This window comes from Stenotrophomonas sp. YJH_SMC_8, from assembly GCF_059371315.1.
This window is the reverse complement of the sequence record NZ_JCAFUL010000007.1, coordinates 143,446-159,491: the sequence shown is the minus strand read 5'-3', so window position 1 is coordinate 159,491 and position 16,046 is coordinate 143,446. Positions and strand designations below refer to the sequence as shown.

General features: G+C 67.3%; 15 protein-coding genes. 4 read left to right on the top strand and 11 right to left on the bottom strand.

Features of this window, described 5'->3' with window-relative positions; genetic code table 11:
- The first annotated feature begins 56 nt into the window (after positions 1-56).
- Positions 57-968: a LysR family transcriptional regulator gene (locus AC5P88_RS10900; protein ID WP_495225024.1), complete on the top strand. Its 912-nt coding sequence runs from the start codon at positions 57-59 to the stop codon at positions 966-968.
- 3 nt (positions 969-971) lie between these two features.
- Here the strand turns inward: AC5P88_RS10900 and AC5P88_RS10895 are convergent, their stop codons facing one another.
- The 3 genes from AC5P88_RS10895 to AC5P88_RS10885 form a co-directional block, all read right to left on the bottom strand.
- Positions 972-2,072, bottom strand: a complete 1,101-nt coding sequence (locus tag AC5P88_RS10895) for an NADH:flavin oxidoreductase/NADH oxidase (protein ID WP_495225023.1) — start codon at positions 2,070-2,072, stop codon at positions 972-974.
- Between the two features lie 165 nt (positions 2,073-2,237).
- A complete protein-coding gene (locus AC5P88_RS10890; RefSeq protein WP_495225022.1) occupies positions 2,238-3,044 on the bottom strand; it encodes an NAD-dependent protein deacetylase in 807 nt (268 codons plus the stop codon).
- A 56-nt stretch (positions 3,045-3,100) separates the two neighbouring features.
- Positions 3,101-3,502, bottom strand: a complete 402-nt coding sequence (locus AC5P88_RS10885; RefSeq protein ID WP_049435481.1) for an acyl-CoA thioesterase — start codon at positions 3,500-3,502, stop codon at positions 3,101-3,103.
- 153 nt (positions 3,503-3,655) lie between these two features.
- Between AC5P88_RS10885 and AC5P88_RS10880 the strand changes: the two genes are divergently transcribed.
- Positions 3,656-4,291 (top strand): LysE family translocator, encoded by a 636-nt coding sequence (locus tag AC5P88_RS10880; RefSeq protein ID WP_054170721.1) that lies wholly within the window; start codon positions 3,656-3,658, stop codon positions 4,289-4,291.
- A 39-nt stretch (positions 4,292-4,330) separates the two neighbouring features.
- On the opposite strand, the gene AC5P88_RS10875 is transcribed toward AC5P88_RS10880, so the two are convergent.
- From AC5P88_RS10875 to AC5P88_RS10865, 3 genes are all read right to left on the bottom strand, one after another.
- Positions 4,331-4,699 (bottom strand): hypothetical protein, encoded by a 369-nt coding sequence (locus tag AC5P88_RS10875; protein ID WP_239503939.1) that lies wholly within the window; start codon positions 4,697-4,699, stop codon positions 4,331-4,333.
- A gap of 256 nt (positions 4,700-4,955) precedes the next feature.
- Positions 4,956-5,975 (bottom strand): ribonucleotide-diphosphate reductase subunit beta, encoded by a 1,020-nt coding sequence (locus AC5P88_RS10870; RefSeq protein WP_106548780.1) that lies wholly within the window; start codon positions 5,973-5,975, stop codon positions 4,956-4,958.
- Positions 5,976-6,102: 127 nt separating this feature from the next.
- Positions 6,103-8,505: a ribonucleoside-diphosphate reductase subunit alpha gene (locus AC5P88_RS10865; protein WP_495225021.1), complete on the bottom strand. Its 2,403-nt coding sequence runs from the start codon at positions 8,503-8,505 to the stop codon at positions 6,103-6,105.
- A 530-nt stretch (positions 8,506-9,035) separates the two neighbouring features.
- Between AC5P88_RS10865 and AC5P88_RS10860 the strand changes: the two genes are divergently transcribed.
- Positions 9,036-9,872, top strand: coding sequence for a DUF2884 family protein (locus tag AC5P88_RS10860; RefSeq protein WP_495225020.1), 837 nt, complete (start codon positions 9,036-9,038; stop codon positions 9,870-9,872).
- 100 nt (positions 9,873-9,972) lie between these two features.
- Here AC5P88_RS10860 and zapE read toward each other — a convergent pair whose 3' ends face one another.
- On the bottom strand, positions 9,973-11,073 hold the full coding sequence (gene zapE, locus AC5P88_RS10855; protein WP_029380119.1) for a cell division protein ZapE: 1,101 nt from the start codon (positions 11,071-11,073) through the stop codon (positions 9,973-9,975).
- On the bottom strand, positions 11,070-11,741 hold the full coding sequence (locus AC5P88_RS10850) for an alpha/beta hydrolase (RefSeq protein ID WP_495225019.1): 672 nt from the start codon (positions 11,739-11,741) through the stop codon (positions 11,070-11,072). The genes zapE and AC5P88_RS10850 overlap by 4 nt, the downstream gene beginning before the upstream one ends.
- A gap of 43 nt (positions 11,742-11,784) precedes the next feature.
- Between AC5P88_RS10850 and AC5P88_RS10845 the strand changes: the two genes are divergently transcribed.
- Positions 11,785-12,642: an EamA family transporter gene (locus AC5P88_RS10845; protein ID WP_495225018.1), complete on the top strand. Its 858-nt coding sequence runs from the start codon at positions 11,785-11,787 to the stop codon at positions 12,640-12,642.
- Positions 12,643-12,715: 73 nt separating this feature from the next.
- Here AC5P88_RS10845 and AC5P88_RS10840 read toward each other — a convergent pair whose 3' ends face one another.
- The 3 genes from AC5P88_RS10840 to AC5P88_RS10830 form a co-directional block, all read right to left on the bottom strand.
- Positions 12,716-14,161, bottom strand: a complete 1,446-nt coding sequence (locus AC5P88_RS10840; RefSeq protein ID WP_495225017.1) for an ExeM/NucH family extracellular endonuclease — start codon at positions 14,159-14,161, stop codon at positions 12,716-12,718.
- Between the two features lie 378 nt (positions 14,162-14,539).
- A complete protein-coding gene (locus AC5P88_RS10835) occupies positions 14,540-15,058 on the bottom strand; it encodes a c-type cytochrome (protein WP_005407662.1) in 519 nt (172 codons plus the stop codon).
- Positions 15,059-15,268: 210 nt separating this feature from the next.
- Positions 15,269-15,886 carry a TetR/AcrR family transcriptional regulator gene (locus tag AC5P88_RS10830; RefSeq protein WP_106548774.1) on the bottom strand — a complete coding sequence of 206 codons (618 nt, stop codon included), beginning with the start codon at positions 15,884-15,886 and terminating at the stop codon, positions 15,269-15,271.
- Positions 15,887-16,046: the final 160 nt, after the last annotated feature.

The window sequence follows — 16,046 nt, the reverse complement described above, 5'->3', positions numbered from 1 at the left end:
CGGCTTGGTTCAGTCCCAAGCGATACTTGGGCATCCCCATGGCAAGCTGGTCGGTCATGAACCTGTTGCAACTGATCCGCAGCTTCACCCGCACCGCAGAGACCGGCAGCATTGCCGCCGCGGCCCGCATCCTTGGCATCAGCGCCACCGCAGTCGGCCAGAACATCAACCGGCTGGAGGCACATCTGGGCGTACGGTTGCTGAACCGAAGCACGCGCCAGCTGGCCCTCAGCGAGGCCGGTGCGCTGTACCTGGCCCAGGTGCGCCACATCGAAGCCGACCTGGCACGCGCGCAGGCCATGGTCACCGCCGGCGACATCGAGCCGGCCGGGCCGCTGCGCATCGCCAGCAGCAGCGCGTTCGGTCGCCATGTGCTGGCACCGTTGCTGCCTTCACTGCAGCAGCGCTATCCACAACTGCAGCTGGAGCTGCGCCTGACCGACCGCGCCGTGCAGCATGGGCCGGAAGCGGTGGATGCCAGCATCCGCATCGGTGCGCAGCTGGAAGATGGCGTGGTCGCGCGGCAACTGGCGCGCGTACCGTTCGTGTTCTGCGCCTCGCCGGCCTACCTGAAGGCGCACGGCACCCCGCAGCAGCCCTCCGACCTGGGCAGCCATCGTGGTCTGCTGCACCGCTTTCCCACCGATGGCCGACCATTGCGCTGGACGCTGCTGAAGGACGGCCAGCGCGTGGACGCCGCGCTGCCACCGAGCATGGTCTGCGATGACATCGATGCGCTGGCGACGCTGGCGGCGGCCGGTGCCGGCATCACCCGGCTGGCCGCATTCGTGGCCGAACCCTACCTGCGCGATGGCCGCCTGCAGGCGGTGTTCGGCGCCGATACTGCGTGGCGTCCGGAGCCGATGGAGGTCTATTTCTGCGTCAGCGACCGCCGCGACTTCACCGCCAAGATCCGCGCGCTGTTCGAGCACCTGCAGGCCGGCATGGCGCCGGCTTGGCGGGTGTGAGCTTCAGCGCGCCTTGAACACGCCGCGCGCATCGCGCGGCTCGCAGCGCAGGTACTGCGGCGCCGGTTCCACGCTGTCGCGCAATGCAGCAGCGGCGTGCCACGGCCAGCGCGGGTCGTAGAGGATGCCGCGTGCCAGCGCTACCGCATCGGCGTGGCGATGGCGCAGGATCGATTCGGCCTGCTCCGGTTCCGTGATCATGCCCACGGCGATAACCGGCATGCGCACCTTGGCCTTGATCGCCGCTGCGAACGGCACCTGATAGCCCGGGCCGACGCTGATCTTCTGGCGCTCGTCGAGGCCGCCGCTGGAGACATGCAGGAAGTTGCAGCCACGCGCATCCAGCACTTGGGCCAATGCCTCGCTCTGCACCAGATCCCAGCCGCCATCGACCCAGTCGCTGGCGGAAATGCGCACGCCTACGGCGACCTTGTCGGACACCGCCGCACGCACCGCGTCGAACACTTCCACCAGCAGGCGCAGGCGGTTCGGCAGCGAGCCACCGTAGCCGTCGGTGCGGCGGTTGCTCAGCGGCGACAGGAACTGGTGCAGCAGGTAACCGTGCGCGCCATGCAGCTCGATCAGCTCGAAGCCCAGGCGCTCGGCACGCACCGCGCTGGCGGCGAAGGCAGCGACGACTTCGGCAATGCCGGCCTCATCCAGCTCCTGCGGCGCCGGATCGGCGGCGTGGAACGGCAGCGGCGACGGCGCCACGGTGGCCCAGCCACGCGCATCATCGGCCGGCAGCTGGCCGCCGCCGTCCCACGGGCGCTTCACCGATGCCTTGCGACCGGCGTGGCCGAGCTGGATGCCCAGCGGCATCGGTGACCAGCGGCGGACGCTGGTCAGTACCTGCGCCAGTGCCGCTTCGGTGCCGTCATCCCACAGGCCCAGGTCGGCCCAGCTGATGCGGCCACGCGGCTCGACCGCGGTGGCTTCCAGGATCAGCAGGCCGGCGCCGGACTGGGCCAGGTTGCCCAGGTGCATGGCATGCCAGTCGCTGGCACGGCCGTCTTCGGCGGAGTACTGGCACATCGGCGCGATGACGATGCGGTTGGACAGGGTCAGGGGGCCGAACGAGATCGGCGAAAACAGCTGGCTCAAGACGGTGATGGACGACGAAGGGGGTGCGTATTGCACCGCCGCACGGCCTGCGAATCAACCGCCTGGATGGATCGCTGTTTCGCAGGGGCGCATGATGGGTAGCGCCGGGCCATGCCCGGCGAACGTGCGGCGCGGCACCCCGTTTCCGCCGGGCATGGCCCGGCGCTACCCGGTAACGAGCCCTGCCAGCGCCTCGGCGCAGTCGCGCTCATCCTTGAACTGCAGCAGGTCATCGGCGCGGGTGCGGCCTCGGTTCAGCGCCGCCACCGGCAACCCTGCCCTGGCCGCCGCCTGCACGAAGCGGAAGCCGGAATAGACCATCAGCGACGAGCCCACCACCAGCACGGCGTCGGCCTGCCGCAGGTGCTCATGCACCGCCTCCACGCGCTCGCGCGGCACGTTTTCGCCGAAGAACACCACATCTGGCTTCAGCAGGCCGCCGCAGTACGGGCAATCGGGCACCACGAAGCTGGAGAAATCGGTCTCCAGATCGGCATCGCCGTCGGGGGCGATGCCGGCCTCCAGCACGTCCCAGCCGGGGTTGGCGTCCAGCAGACGCTGCTGGAAGTCCTCGCGGCCGCTGCGGCGCTCGCAGCCCATGCAGCGCACCAGGTCCAGGCGGCCATGCAGGTCGATCACGTTGCGGCTGCCGGCCCGCTGGTGCAGGCCGTCCACGTTCTGGGTCAGCAGCACCTGCAGCTTGCCGCTGTCCTCCAGTGCGGCCAGGGCCTGGTGGGTACCATTGGGCCGTGCCAGGCCGAAGCGCGGCCAGCCCAGCAGGCTGCGCGCCCAGTAGCGCTGGCGGGTGGCCGCCTCGCCCATGAACGCCTGGTAGGTCACCGGCGGCGTACGTTTCCACTGGCCGTCGGTATCGCGGTAATCGGGAATGCCCGAGGCGGTGCTGCAACCGGCGCCGGTCAGCACGAACAGGCGCTGGGCGCGGTCGATGAAGTCGGTCAGCGGCGGGGTCATGGGTGCCAGATGGGGGCGCGTGCGCGCCCCCGCAAGCGCCGGTCCGGTCGGCCGGGTCAGGCCACCGGCAGCGGCGGCACCGCGATCGGATGGCCTTCCTCGTCCAGCGCGATCATCACGAAGTGGCCGCGGGTACACAGCTTGCGCTCGCCGCTGTGCAGGTCTTCGGCGACCAGTTCCACCTCCACCTTCATCGAACTGCGGCCGACTTCGACGATGCGGCCGATGGTTTCCACCATCTGGCCGATGCGGATCGGCAGCTTGAAGTCGACCTGGTCGCTGCGCGCGGTCACTACGGTGCGGCGCGAGTAGCGCGCGGCGGCCAGGAAGGCGGCCTTGTCCATCCACGCCAGCGCCTGGCCACCGAACAAGGTCCCGAGGTGGTTGGTGTGGTTGGGGAAGACGATTTCGGCCATGCGCACTTCGGTGGGTGGCACGGTCTCGGGGATCGGGGTCATGGGGGTGCTTCGGTGTGTGGGGTCCGGTAATTTTATGCGACCGGCGTGACGGCCATCGGAACGCATGTGCAATGGCCACTTGGCAGCGGTGCCTGCGCAGGCCGCGCCCGTGGCAGGCGCTACACTGCGCCACGCCCACCGCCAGGACCGCCCATGCCCGCCACTTCCGACCTTCTGGCCTTTGCACTGGTCTCGCTGGCCATGGTGATCACGCCCGGGCCGAACATGATCTACGTCATCTCGCGCTCGATCTGCCAGGGACCGATGGCGGGACTGATCTCGCTGGGCGGGGTGGCGCTGGGCTTCGTGTTCTACATGCTGTGCGCGGCGCTGGGCATTACCGCCCTGCTGATGACGGTACCGTTCGCCTACGACGCGCTGCGCATCGGCGGCGCGCTGTACCTGCTGTACCTGGCCTGGCAGGCGCTCAAGCCGGGGGGCCGTTCGCCGTTCGCGGTGCGCGACCTGCCGCAGGACAGCCCGCGCAAGCTGTTCACGATGGGCTTTCTGACCAATCTGCTGAACCCGAAGGTGGCCGTGATGTACCTGTCGCTGCTGCCGCAGTTCCTGCATCCCGACGGCGAAGGCAGTGTGCTGATGCAGTCGATCGTGCTGGGCTCCACCCAGATTCTGGTCAGCGTCAGCGTGAACGGCATGATCGCGCTGACTGCGGGCAGCATCGCCGGCTTCCTGGCTGCACGCCCGACCTGGCAGATGGTGCAGCGCTGGCTGATGGGCACGGTGCTGGCCGGGCTGGCGGTACGCATGGCGGTGGAAGGGCGGCGCTGATCGCGGCGTGCCCTCCAGGTGATGCGCCCGGCCCCGTGATCAGAACAGTTCGGCGTGGTAGAAGCTCGGTTGTGCCGACCAGGCCTTGATGTCGCCACATTGCGGCACGCTGGTGTAGTACAGGCGGATGGGAACGGCGGAGACCTTCGCGCTCATCAGCATGGCGTAGGTTGCCTTGCAGACCTCCGGCGGCATGCTGAAGTCGCCTTTGCTGACGATGTTGCAGACCGCGTGGATGGGCGAGACGGTGGTTGCCACGAACACCTTGCCGCTGGCATCGATGGAAACGTTGGCCACCTTGGAATCGCAGTTCGTGCCATGGGCGAGGGACGGACAGGCGACCAGGACGGCGAACAGTCCTCCCATCCATCCACGAAGCACGGTCTTGCGGGTGGCTGTTCCAGGCACTGCAGTCTCCATTGCGACCTCCAGGGTCCATTCAATTCCACCACCATGGCAGGGACACGCATACGGGAACGCGGCGCAGGGATTGTCCGCGCGTCATTCCTGCAGTGGCATCCCCTCTTCCTCTCCAGGCCCGGCATGGATACGACGCACCGCCGCCGCTGGAGTCCAGCGAGAATAGCCCATCCTGCTGATGCGCAACAAAAAAAACCCCGGCACTGGCCGGGGTTCTTCGTTACGACAGGCCTGACCGGTTCGATCAGAAGTTCATGTCGAAGGCGACTTCGCCCTGCACGCCGACCTGGTAGGCCGAGACGCGGCGTTCGAAGAAGTTGGTCAGCTCCTGCACGTCCTGCAGTTCCATGAACGGCAGCGGGTTGCGCACGTTGTACTTCTTTTCCATGCCCAGCTTGGCGAAATGCTGGTCGGCGCAGTGCTGCAGATACTGGCGCATGTCGCGGGTGGAGATGCCCGCCACGCCGCCGGACAACACGTCCTCGGCGAACTGCACTTCGCATTCGATGGCTTCGGCAAGCATGTCGTAGACCTGCTGCTTCATCTCTTCGTCGAACAGGTCCGGTTCTTCCTCACGCACCACGCGCACCGACTCGAACGCGAACTCCATGTGTGCGCTCTCGTCGCGGAACACCCAGTTGGTGCCCGAGGCCAGGCCCGGCAGCAGGCCGCGCGAACGGAAGTAGTACACGTAGGCGAACGCGGCGAAGAAGAACAGGCCTTCGATGCAGGCGGCGAAGCAGATCTGGTTGAGCAGGAACTGGCGACGCTCGGCACGGGTCTCGATGCGCTTCAGGTCCTGGATCGAGTCGATCCACTTGAAGCAGAAATCGGCCTTCTTCTTGATCGAGTCGATGTTCTCCACCGCCGAGAACGCCTTGGCGCGCTCTTCCGGGTCCGGCAGGTAGTTGTCGAGCAGGGTCAGGTAGAACTGCACGTGCAGCGCTTCTTCATACAGCTGGCGCGACAGGTACATGCGCGCTTCCGGCGCATTCAGATGCTGGTACAGGTTCAGCACCAGGTTGTTGGACACGATCGAGTCGCCGGTGGCGAAGAACGCGACCAGGCGGTGGATCAGGTGGCGCTCACCCGGCGACATCTTGCTGTGCAGGTCGGTGATGTCGATCTGGAAGTTGATCTCTTCCACCGTCCAGGTGTTCTTGATCGCATTCCGGTACATGTCATAGAACTGCGGGTAGCGCATCGGGCGCAGGGTCAGTTCAAAACCGGGATCGAGCAGCATCTGCTTGGGCTTGTCGGCCATGGGTGTTTCCTTGAATTCCTGGGTGAGACGCCGGGCATGGCCCGGCGCTACCGTGGGTGTTTTTCCGCAGCCGAGCATGGCTCGGCTCTACAGGTGCGAGGTGCCGGCAGAGCCGGCACAGCGCGTTTTACTGGCAGGCCTCGCAGGCTTCCGGGTTTTCCAGCGAGCAGGCGATGGCTTCGTCCGGGCTGAACACCTTGGCCGGGGCTGCGGTGCTCACCGTGGTCTTGGCGATCTTGGTGGCCGGGCGCGAGCGCAGGTAGTAGGTGGTCTTGATGCCCTGCTTCCAGGCGTACATGTACATGGAGGACATCGCGCCGATGTTCGGGCTTTCCATGAACAGGTTGAGCGAGGCCGACTGGTCGATGAAGGCACCACGCTCGGCGGCCATGTCGATCAGCGAACGCATCGGCAGTTCCCACGCGGTGCGGTAGACCTCGCGCAGCGTTTCCGGAATCTGCGCCACGCCGGCGATGGAGCCTTCGGCCAGCTTGATGGCATCGCGCATGTCGGCGGTCCACAGGCCCAGCTTCTTCAGCTCGTTCACCAGGTAGCGGTTGACCTGCAGGAAGTCACCGGACAGGGTCTCGCGCTTGAACAGGTTGGACACCTGCGGCTCGACGCACTCGTAGCAGCCGGCGATCGAGGCGATGGTCGCGGTCGGGGCGATCGCGATCATCAGCGAGTTGCGCAGGCCGTGTTCCTTGATGCGCTCACGCAGGGCATCCCAGCGTGCGGTGTCTTCCGGCACCACGTTCCAGGCATCGAACTGCAGTTCGCCGCTGGCGGCACGGGTATCGTTGAACGACGGGTGCTTGCCGCGTTCCTGGGCCAGTTCGGCCGAGGTTTCCAGGGCGTGGAAGTAGATCGTTTCGGCGATCTTCTTCGACAGGGTGCGGGCTTCGGCGCTGTCGAACGGCAGGCGCTTGCGGAAGAACACGTCCTGCAGGCCCATGCAGCCCAGGCCGACCGGACGCCAGCGCAGGTTGGCGCGGCGGGCGGTTTCGATCGGGTAGAAGTTCAGGTCGATGACGCGGTCGAGCTGGCGCACGGCCAGGCGCACGGTCTCGGCCAGCTTCTCGAAGTCGAACTCGTTGTGCTCGTCGAAGTGGTTGCCCAGGTTGATCGAACCCAGGTTGCACACCGCGGTTTCATCGTTGGAAGTGACTTCCAGGATTTCGGTGCACAGGTTGGACAGGTGGATCACGTTGCCCGGACGCAGGGTCTGGTTGCTGGCGCGGTTGCACTTGTCCTTGAAGGTCATCCAGCCGTTGCCGGTCTCGGCCAGCGTACGCATCATGCGGGCGTACAGCTTGCGCGCGGAGATGGTGCGGTTGGCCTTGCCCTGCGCTTCGGCCTGCAGGTAGGCGGCCTCGAAGGCTTCGCCGAACAGGTCGGTGAACTCCGGCACGACGCGCGGATCGAACAGCGACCATTCCTGGTCGGCTTCGACGCGCTTCATGAACAGGTCCGGCACCCAGTTGGCCAGGTTCAGGTTGTGCGCACGACGGGCTTCGTCACCGGTGTTGTCACGCAGCTCGAGGAAGTCCTCGATGTCGGCATGCCAGGTTTCCAGGTACACGCAGGCTGCGCCCTTGCGCTTGCCACCCTGGTTCACTGCGGCCACGGACGAATCCATGGTCTTCAGCCACGGCACGATGCCGTTGGAGTGGCCGTTGGTCGACTTGATGAGCGAACCACGCGAACGCACGCGGGTGTAGCTGACGCCGATGCCGCCGGAGAACTTCGACAGCTGGGCGATGTCGCCGTACTTGGAATAGATCGACTCCAGCGAGTCCTGCGGCGAATCCAGCAGGAAGCACGAGGACAGCTGCTCGTGGGTGGTACCGGAGTTGAACAGGGTCGGGCTGGACGGCAGGTAGTCCAGGTTGCCCATGCGCTTGTACAGCGCCAGGGTCTCGGACACGTCCTCGCTCAGCGCGCTGGCGATGCGCAGGAAGAACTGCTGCGGGGTCTCGATCACCTTGCGGGTGTGCGGGTGGCGCAGCAGGTAGCGGTCGTACAGGGTACGCAGGCCGAAGTAATCGAAGTTCAGGTCCAGCGAGATGTCGATGGCGTCGTTGAGCTTGCGCGCGTTGGTCTGCACGAAGTTCAGCAGGCGGTCGTTGATCAGGCCGACTTCATGGCCACGGCTGACCGACTGCGAGAAAGCGTAGATTTCCTGGCCCGAGACTTCCTTGGCGATGTAGTTGGCCAGCAGGCGCGCAGCAAGGCGGCCGTACTCGGGCTCTTCACCGATCAGCAGGGCGGCGGTACGGATGGACAGTTCGTCCAGCTCGCGGGTGGTGGCGCCGTTGTACAGGCCGGAAATGGTGCGGGTGGCCACGCGCATCGGATCGACGGCGTGCAGGCCTTCGGAGGAACGCTGCACCGCGCGCACGATCTTGTTCAGGTCCACCAGCTCGGTCGTGCCATTGCGCTTGGTCACACTCATCGCGTTGGCCGTCGGCGGCGACGTCAACAGGAATTCGCTTTCCTTCTCGATGGTGGCGCTGGATTCGGTGGTCACGGCGTGTGTCCTCTTGGCGTGATTGGTGGGTGCTCGATGCATCGGGTGACGCAGCCCGGGACATGACAGCCCAGGATGGCAGGACGGCGTCGCAGGGGATGAGACCCTGCGCCTGCCACTGCCGTTGACGATCGCGGATGGGTGCTGCTGCCACCCCCTGGAATTGGGGTTGCTGCGACCGACGGCCACAAGATAGTGGGGGTAATGGGGTCCGTCAACGCCAAATGTAGTGAAATTCGGCAATCCCTTGCGCCGCAAGGATCGTGCCATCGGCGCCCGGATCAGACGTTTCAGACCTGCCGGAACGGGCTGCGCAGTCAAGCCCGGAAGGCGTCACTGCGGTGGCACAACGCACCGCGGAAACGGAACAATGACAGCTTCACATGACAGTGATGAAGCTGGCTAGGGACAACCCTGTGGATAGGTGGTGGGCAGCCGGTGGGAATGCGGTGGACGGGTGACTTCCGGCCGGTGACGCCCGCGCGCCGGCAGCGGATGCTGGTCCTCCGGTTCCGGAGAAGGATGTTCCGATGCGCCTGCGCCTGCCCGCTCTGGCCCTGCTGCCTGCCCTGTTCGCCGCTCCCGCGCTGGCCGCCGAGGGGCCGGACCTGCGTTCGGACCAGTGCGGCATCCACACCGACTACGACGTGCTGGTGGACGGCGGCGGCATCTGGCTGCGGCATGGCCCGCAGGCGCCGCATGAAGTGGTGTTCCACGACGGCGAGCTGAGCCTGGACGGCACGATGGTGCCGGTCAGCGCCACCGACGCCGCCCGCCTGCGGCAGATGGAGGCCGGCGCCCGCCAGCTGATGCCGGCCGCCACTGCGCTCGCCCACGAAGTCTCCGGGGTCACCTTCGATGCGCTGGACGCCGCCTTCGAAGCCATCACCGGTAAGTCGCGCAACCGCCAGATGCGCGCGATGCGCGGCGAGATGCAGGACTGGATCGACGCCAGCCTGGGCCGCGGCTACTGGGAACAGGCGAGCTTCAGCGATGGTTTCGACGCGCACATCGAGCAGATGGCCGAGACGATGGCCACGTCGATGACCCGCAGCGTGCTGTGGCAGGTGTTCACCGGCCGCGCCGGCGCCATGGAGCGCCGCGCCGACCGCCTCGATGCCGAAGTCGACCGCCGCATGGAAGCGCGCAGCCATCAGCTGGAGGCCAAGGCGATGGCGCTGTGCCCGCTGGTGCAGTCGCTGGCGGATGCCCACGACGCGCTGGAGCTGCGCTACCAGGGGCAGCCGCTGCGGCTGCTGGAGCGCGGCGACAGCGTGCGGGTAAAGCATGGTGATGGTGCGGGCCTGCATGTGTCGGCCGGGCCGGATGAGCGGCCGTTGGGGACCGCGGTTGCCCCCTCCCGATAACCGCGCGGCGCTGTTGTAGAGCCGAGCCCACGCTCGGCTGCCTTTCGGCACATTATCCAGAAGCAGCCGAGCGTGGGCTCGGCTCTACAGTGAACCGCCATCACGCCCGGTGCGGGGTGCCCAGGTATTCGGCACTCTGCATTTCGATCAGGCGCGAGGCGGTGCGCTCGAAGGCGCCCTGCAGGCGCTGGCCGGTATACAGCTCGATCGGCGAGGTGCTGGCGGTGCAGACCAGGTTGACGTGGCGGTCGTACAGCTCATCGATCAGATTGACGAAGCGGCGCGCGGCATCTTCGTTCAGGCGGTCGAAGGCGGGAATGCCGCCCAGCAGCACCGTGTTGAATTCGTGCGCGATCTCGATGTAGTCCGACGGGCCGCGCGGGCCTTCGCACAGCGCGGCGAAATCGAACCAGGCGATGCTCTTGCCACGGCCGCGCACCGGAATCTTGCGACCTTCGATCTCGATGTTGCCGGCCTTGGCCGGCTGGCCGCCACTCAGTTCGTTCCAGCGCGTGGCCAGCCACTCATCGCTGTCGGCCGCCAGCGGCGCGCGGTATACCGGCGAGCGGGTCAGCGCGCGCATGCGGTAATCCTCGGTGCCTTCGGCGTACAGCTCGACGCAGAAGCGCTGCAGCAGGCCGATCGCCGGCAGGAAGCTCTCGCGCTGCAGTCCGTTGAGGTACAGGTTCTCCACCGCCGTGTTGGAGGTGGTGACCAGGGTCACGCCCTCGGCGAACAGGCGCTCCAGCAACCGCGCCAGCAGCATGGCATCGCCGATGTCGGTGACGAAGAACTCGTCCAGCACCAGCACCCGCAGATTGCTGCGCCATTCCTGGGCGATCTTCGCCAGCGGGTCGCTCTGGCCCTGGTGCTCGCGCAGGCGCTCGTGGACGCTGCGCATGAAACGGTGGAAGTGCGTGCGGTACTTCTGCTTGATCGGCAGGCCGTCGTAGAACAGGTCGACCAGGAAGGTCTTGCCGCGGCCGACGCCACCCCAGAAGTACAGGCCCTTCACCGGCTCGGGCTTCTTCCAGAACGAGGACAGGCGGTCCAGCCAGCCGTCCTCGGCGCTGTCCAGCAGGCCCAGGTGGATGCGGTCCAGCTCGGCCAGCGCCGCATGCTGGGCCGGGTCGTTCTGCCAGTCGCCACGGGCGACCCCTTCCGCGTACCGCTGCGACGGGGTCAACTCGGTTGCACTCATGCCGCTGCGCCCAGCCAATGCTTCACGCCGTGGGTCAGCGCGCCGCGCAGGTCGATCAGCTTGCGGTGGAAGAAGTGGCTGGTCTCGGGCATGCGCACCAGCTCATGCGGGAAATCCAGCGTATCCAGCCACTGGTAGACGGCCTGCGGATCGACGATCTCGTCCTGCTCGCCCTGGATCACCAGCCAGCGCGCTGGCGGTGCGATGCCATCGAAATCCCAGCGGCCGGCCGGCGGCGCGATCGAGATCAGCGCTTCGGGCTGCAGCTCGGCAGCGGCCTTCAGCGAAACGAACGAACCGAAACTGAAACCGGCCAGCCACAGGCGGTCGTCGGGGCGCTGGCTCCGCACCCAGGCGGCCACGGCCTTCAGGTCGTCCTGCTCGCCCACGCCGTGGTCGAACTCACCGGCCGAACCACCGACGCTGCGGAAGTTGAAGCGCACCGTGGTGATGCCCAGCTCGCGCAGGGTGGTGGCGGTCATGGTGACCACCTTGTTATGCAGGGTGCCGCCTTCGGTGGACAACGGATGGCAGATGATGGCCACGATCGGCTGCACCGGCACATCGGCCTTGGGCAGGTCGACGACCACTTCCAGCGGGCCGGCCGGGCCGTCCAGTTCGAGGCAGGCGGTTTCGCCGGGGGCGACGGGGAACGAGGGCTTGTGCATGGCACCATGATACCGTCCCCCGCCCCTGCCCTGTGCCCGCCCCATGCTCTACCTGTCTTTGGCCGTGATCTGCAGCGTGCTGGTTTCGGTGTTGTTGAAGCTGGCCAACCGCCGCCAGCTGGATGTCGCGCAGATGGTCACCTGGAACTACCTGGTGGCCGCGACAATGACAGCGGTGGTGCTGCAGCCGCCGCTGGATGCCTTGCGCGCGCCGCATGCGCCGTGGCTGACATTGCTGGCGCTGGCGGTGGTACTGCCCTCGATTTTCCTGGTGCTGGGCCGCGCGGTGGCGGTGGCCGGCATCGTCCGCAGCGATGTGGCACAGCGCCTGTCGCTGCTGTTGTCACTGGCCGCGGCGTTCCTGTTCTTCGGCCAGACCGCGACGCCGTGGAAGCTGGTCGGGCTCGGCCTGGGCCTGCTGGCGATGGTGGCGATCAGCCTGCGTCCGCGCGGCCCGGCGGTGGCATCCTCGCCCGGTGGCTGGGGCTGGCTGCTGGGCGTATGGGCAGGGTTTGCAGTGGTCGACGTGCTGCTCAAGCAGGTGGCGTTGTCCGGCACGCCGTCGATGGCGGCAGTGCTGGCCAGCTTCAGCGTGGCCTTCGTGCTGATGCTGGCGCTGCAGCTGTGGCGTCACTTCAGTGGTCGCAGCCGGCTGGCCTGGCGCAACCTCGGCGCCGGCGCGCTGCTGGGCCTGCTCAATGGCGGCAATATTCTTTTCTATGTGCATGCGCACCAGGCAATGCCGCAGAGCCCGGCCACCGTGTTCGCCGGCATGAACATCGGCGTGGTGGTGCTGGGTGCGCTGGTGGGCGTGTTCGCCTTCGGCGAGGCGACCACGAAGTGGAACCGCGCCGGCCTGGCGCTGGCGGTGCTGGCGATCGGGTTGATCGCCTGGGGCTGAGCGCGGCCAGGGGTCGGATCCCATTCCAACGGAATGGGATCCGACCCCTGCCGCGACCCCGGCGTTGGAGGGGTTATTTGTCGAAGCCCAGCAGCAGCGGGTCGTGGTCGGAGCTGCGCCACGGGCCCTGCACGTTGCGGCCCTGGTAGCCGCTGGCGTCCTGCTCGTCGGCGTTGCTGTGCCATTCGGCGGCACCGCGCAGGCGCTTGGCCATGCCCGGGCTCAGCAGCGCGTGGTCAAGACGGCCGGTGTAGCCGTTGTAGACGTAGCTGTAGGGATGCTCGACCTTGGCGACCTTGAACGCGTCCTGCCAGCCCAGGTCATGCAGGGTGCGGATCGGGTCTTCCATCGCGTAGGCGTTGAAATCACCCAGCAGCACGGCGTCCTTGGCGCCGGTACCGGTGGGGTCGGTCTGCAGCCAGGCATGCAGCTGCTGCGCCGAGGTCACGCGGGTGGCATTCCAGCAGCCCTGGTTGTCGTTGCGGTCGGCGTCGGCACCAGCGGCGTCGCGGCAACCCTTCGACTTGAAGTGGTTGGCCACCACCACGAACGGCGCGCCCTGCTTGCCGTGGAAGGCCTGCGCCAGCGGTACGCGGCTGTGCTCGACGAACGGGCCGCCGGTCAGCGTGGCCGGCTTGCCCAGCGGCTGCAGGCGGCTGCTGCGGTAGATGATGCCAACCCGGATCGGGTTGTCACCGGGGCCGTTGCCAGCATCGACGAAACGCCAGTCGCCCTGCGCGCCACGGTCGCGGTTGAGCGCATCGACCAGCTCGGCGATTGCCGACTGCGGGCCATAACCATCGTTCTCCAGCTCCATCAGCGCCGCGACATCGGCACCGAGCGCGTTGACCGTGGTGACCAGCTTGGCCACCTGTGCCTTGTGCTCGTCCAGCGTGCGTGCACCGCGCAGGGTCGGGAAGCCGCCGCCCTGGCCATCGCCGTTGAAGAAGTTTTCCAGGTTGAAGGCCGCCACGTGCAGGCTGCCCGCCACCATCGGCACCGCCGGGCGCTTCAGCTCCGGCAGCTTCAGCACACCTTCGACCTGCAGGCGCGGGCGCCCCTGCGCGTCCACGTGCACGACACCTTCCACGTTGCGCAGCTGCATGCCGGTGCGCAGCACCGGGTTGCCCGGCAGGTACGGCACGCTGGCCGGGTCGCGCGCATCACTGCCGTCGTCCAGCACCAGGCGGCGGCGCAGGTTGTCGGCCATCACCTGCTCGTAGCCGGCAGTACCCGGCGCGGCCACTTCGGTGGGCTGCCAGAGGCGACCATCGAAGGCGACAGTGAGCTGGCCGAAGCGCTCCAGACCGTCGGTACCGGCCAGGGTGAGCGGCGCGGCGATGCGCACGCGCTGGCCGTCCAGCGCGCGCCAGTCGGCCGGTGCGGCGGCCAGCACCACGGTAGCGCTGCTGCGCGCGGCAGCGGGCGTCGTAGCCGGTGCGGCCTGCGGCTGGGCCTGGGCAAAGGCGCTGGCCGGCAGCAGCAGGGACAGGGCAAGAGCAAGGGAACGGCGGCGCATCGACGGGCGATTCCAGGGAGGAGGGCGCACAGACTAACCCTGAAATGCGAAACCCCGCTTGCGGGCGGGGGAATATGGGCGATCAGGCCTCGGTGGGCAAAGCCGGGGCGGCGACCGGCGTGACCGGGGTGACCGGCATGACCGGCGTGACCGGCGTGACCGGCGGTAGAGTCGACTGTTAGTCGACTGTCGCGCGCAGCGCGGGCTTTCCGGCGGCGTTGGGAAGAGCAGTCGACTAACAGTCGACTCTACCGGCGATTCGGCGATTCGGCGATTCGGCGGTTAGGCGGTTAGGCGGTTAGGCGATTCGGTCGTTCGGCGGTTCGGCGGTTCAGCAGTTCGGCCATCCAGTGGTTTGGCCGTTCCGCCGTTCGGAGGCTATTTCAGGTTGCCCAGCATCCAGTCCACGGTGGCGTGGATCTGCTCCTCGGTCAGCGCCGGGTTGCCGCCCTTGGGGGGCATGATGCCGCCGTCCGGGCCGGTATAGCCCTCGATGGCGTGCTTGTAGAGCGTGTCCTTGCCCTGCGCGATGCGCTTGTCCCAGTGCGAGTGGTCCAGCGTTGGCGCCATGCCCACGCCCGTGGTGTGGCAGGCAGTGCACAGGTTGTCGAAGATGACCTTGCCGTCCTTGGTGCCGCCATAGGCCACCTGCGACGCCGCCTTGGCCAGCGCGGCGGCCTTGGCCGCGGCCTGTGCGGCGGCACCGGTGCTGCCGGCATAGACCGCGCCGGTGGGCGAGATGCGCTGTTCGGTGCGTTTGGCCGCGGTCGGCGACACCTCGGGCGGAATCCGGGTGTGGATGTAGGCGGCAAGGAGGATGAGGCCGAGGGTGATGGTCGCCAGCAGCGCGATCACCATGGAGAAGCGTTTCAGGAACTCCAGATCGTAATTCCGCACTCTTCGTTACCCCTGGCTGATAGTCGTTGGACCACGGCTGAGCGACTGCGTGATGGGCCGAGTATAGAACGCACTTTGCGTGCGACAACAGGCGTCACTGCTGATGCGGCGCAACATGCCGGGGGCTGGGGTCAGATCCCTTTTGCGATGCAAAAGGGATCTGACCCCGGCAACGCAAGCGCGGCAACAGCCGCCGGGCATGGCCCGGCGCTACCGTTTTGCGGGGGCGCCGATCGCGCGCAGGCAGAAGCTGCAGATCGCATCCACCAGTGCGCCTTCGTCGCGGTGCGCTTCGCGGCTGGGCGCGGTCGGGCCGACCATCGCTTCGGTGAAGGCACCGACCAGGCACGCGGCCGTGGCGTGCGCGTCCTGCGCCGGCAGCTCACCGGCGGCCACGCCCTCTTCCACCAGGCGCAGGAAGACATCCCCAAAGGCACGACGACCGCGCATGCGTTCGGCTTCCACGTCCGGGTCGACCGGCTCGACGATGAAGGCATGGGCCAGCCCCGGCCCGGCCAGGGCGCGGCGGACGAAGGCGGTGATCGCCAGCCGCAGCCGCTCGCTGGCCGCCTCCGGACCACTGGCGATGCGCTCCATGATCGCTACTTCATGGGCCACGGCGGCGTTGAGCACCTCCACGAACAGTTCGGCCTTGGACGGGAAGTGGCGGTAGATCAGGCCGGTGGATACCCCGGCCTGGGTCGCTACGGCGGTCACCGGGGCGTTGCGCCAGCCGCCGGTGGCGACCAGCTCGCGGGTGGCCAGCAGGATCCTTTCACGGGCCCCGGCCAGGCGTTCTTCCATCAATGCAGAGCGTTTATAGGCCATGTTCTGATTCTAGTTTCAATTTTTGAATTCGTATTCACTTCTTGCCCGAACCCCGCTACGCTGGGGTCCAATCGCCCGTGCGGGCAGCGGTCCTGCAGACCGCCGCCCGCTCCCCCGCCGGGTGCGTCCATTTCCTGCCATCCCGCCGTGGAGCCACCAC

Coding starts and splice junctions, on each gene's coding strand:
- AC5P88_RS10890 (WP_495225022.1), bottom strand. CDS start 3,044: ATGACCCCGCCGCTGACCGACTTCATCGACCGCGCCCAGCGCCTGTTC.
- AC5P88_RS10870 (WP_106548780.1), bottom strand. CDS start 5,975: ATGGCCGACAAGCCCAAGCAGATGCTGCTCGATCCCGGTTTTGAACTG.
- zapE (WP_029380119.1), bottom strand. CDS start 11,073: ATGAGTGCAACCGAGTTGACCCCGTCGCAGCGGTACGCGGAAGGGGTC.
- AC5P88_RS10845 (WP_495225018.1), top strand. CDS start 11,785: ATGCTCTACCTGTCTTTGGCCGTGATCTGCAGCGTGCTGGTTTCGGTG.
- AC5P88_RS10880 (WP_054170721.1), top strand. CDS start 3,656: ATGCCCGCCACTTCCGACCTTCTGGCCTTTGCACTGGTCTCGCTGGCC.
- AC5P88_RS10830 (WP_106548774.1), bottom strand. CDS start 15,886: ATGGCCTATAAACGCTCTGCATTGATGGAAGAACGCCTGGCCGGGGCC.
- AC5P88_RS10885 (WP_049435481.1), bottom strand. CDS start 3,502: ATGACCCCGATCCCCGAGACCGTGCCACCCACCGAAGTGCGCATGGCC.
- AC5P88_RS10860 (WP_495225020.1), top strand. CDS start 9,036: ATGCGCCTGCGCCTGCCCGCTCTGGCCCTGCTGCCTGCCCTGTTCGCC.
- AC5P88_RS10900 (WP_495225024.1), top strand. CDS start 57: ATGAACCTGTTGCAACTGATCCGCAGCTTCACCCGCACCGCAGAGACC.
- AC5P88_RS10840 (WP_495225017.1), bottom strand. CDS start 14,161: ATGCGCCGCCGTTCCCTTGCTCTTGCCCTGTCCCTGCTGCTGCCGGCC.
- AC5P88_RS10850 (WP_495225019.1), bottom strand. CDS start 11,741: ATGCACAAGCCCTCGTTCCCCGTCGCCCCCGGCGAAACCGCCTGCCTC.